The sequence below is a fragment of the Mycobacterium sp. 852002-51961_SCH5331710 genome, from assembly GCF_001665535.1.
Classification (GTDB): domain Bacteria; phylum Actinomycetota; class Actinomycetes; order Mycobacteriales; family Mycobacteriaceae; genus Mycobacterium.
This window is the reverse complement of record NZ_LZSQ01000108.1, coordinates 1-1,512: the sequence shown is the minus strand read 5'-3', so window position 1 is coordinate 1,512 and position 1,512 is coordinate 1. Positions and strand designations below refer to the sequence as shown.

1 protein-coding gene is annotated in these 1,512 nt (G+C 64.0%); it reads left to right on the top strand.

Going from position 1 to position 1,512, the window contains the following annotated elements; all coding sequences use genetic code 11:
- Window positions 1-270 precede the first annotated feature (270 nt).
- Window positions 271-1,488: an IS110 family RNA-guided transposase gene (locus tag A5752_RS18895; protein WP_067088576.1), complete on the top strand. Its 1,218-nt coding sequence runs from the start codon at window positions 271-273 to the stop codon at window positions 1,486-1,488.
- The last annotated feature ends 24 nt before the right edge of the window (window positions 1,489-1,512 follow it).

Below are 1,512 nucleotides of genomic sequence, written 5' to 3'. Positions count from 1 at the left end.
TGACATTGATTCCGTTAATCGGGTTCGGGTGAGGATGGTCTTGCTCGTTCGCCGCCGGTGATGACTCGGCCTGTGACTGGCGCCCTGCTGGGTTGTCTTCCAATTGATTTGTCTCACCGGCGACGTGCGTGCAAGTACCACAACAGCCCTGGTAGGGCGGACATGACTTAATCAGGAGCCTGTCCGCTGCCTCATCAATGTCTTGTCTGCCCGCCCTACCGGGTTGTCACCCAGCCACACGGTTCATTGCACGGAGAGGACACCACTATCGTGACATCCCCACGCCGCGTCGTCATCGGCGCTGACACCCACCTCGACACCATCCACGTGGCTGCGATCACCGATACCGGCGGACTGCTTGGCGATGCCGAATTCCGTACCAACCCAAGCGGCTACTGGGCCGCGATCTGCTGGGCGCGTAGTTTCGGCGAGGTCGTCGCTGTCGGTGTTGAGGGCACCAGCTCCTACGGTGCAGGGTTGACACAGGCATTGCAGATCAACGACATTCACGTCGTCGAGGTCAACCGTCCCGACCGCTCGGCGCGGCGCCGCCAAGGCAAGTCCGACCCTCTCGATGCTTATAGCGCTGCTCGTGCGGTGTTGGCCGGCCACGGCCTTGCCGTGCCCAAAGACTCCCGCACCGGGGCCCTCAAAGCGCTGCTGATCGCTCGTCGCGGCGCGATCAAAGCCCGCACCGCGGCTATCCAGCAGATCAAGGACCTGCTTGTGACCGCCCCGGCCGATCTTCGGGAACGCTACCGCCGTTACCCCACCACCCTGCGTCTGGTCGAAGCGCTGGCCGACTGCCGCCCCCGCGCACACGAGGACCCCACAACGGTATCGGTGCTGATCGCCTGTAAAGCGCTTGCGCAACGCATCGGGTACCTCGAGCGCCAAGACCGTGAGCTGACCGCTGAGCTCGACGCCTTGACCGCCGCGCTCAACCCCGCTTTGCGGGCGGCCTACGGAGTGGGCCCCGACACCGCCGCCCAACTGCTCATCACCGCCGGAACCAACAGTCACCGACTACGCAGCGAAGCAGCGTTCGCCATGCTGACTGGGGTCGCACCGATCCCGGCCTCATCGGGAAAAACCAACCGGCATCGGCTGTCCCGCGGCGGAGACCGCGCCGCCAACAACGCCCTGCACCGCATCGCTTTGGTCCGCTGGTCTCACGACCGACGCACCCGCGACTACGTCGCCCGCCAACTGGCCGCTGGGCGCAGCAAGAACGACGTCCTACGTCTACTCAAACGGGCCATCGCACGCGAGATGTTCCGACACCTCACCGAGCCCTGCCCCATCGACGACTACAGCGACCTACGTCCAACCCGCCAAGCCCGCAACATCACATTGACCGCCGCGGCAGCACACTTCAACGTCTGGCCAATCACGATCTCCCGACTCGAACGCGGCCTCAAACGCGACGACACCCTCGCCACCAACTACCGCCAATGGCTAAACACACTGACCATAGACGCCGCTTGACCCATAACAGAGATAGGAGCATCA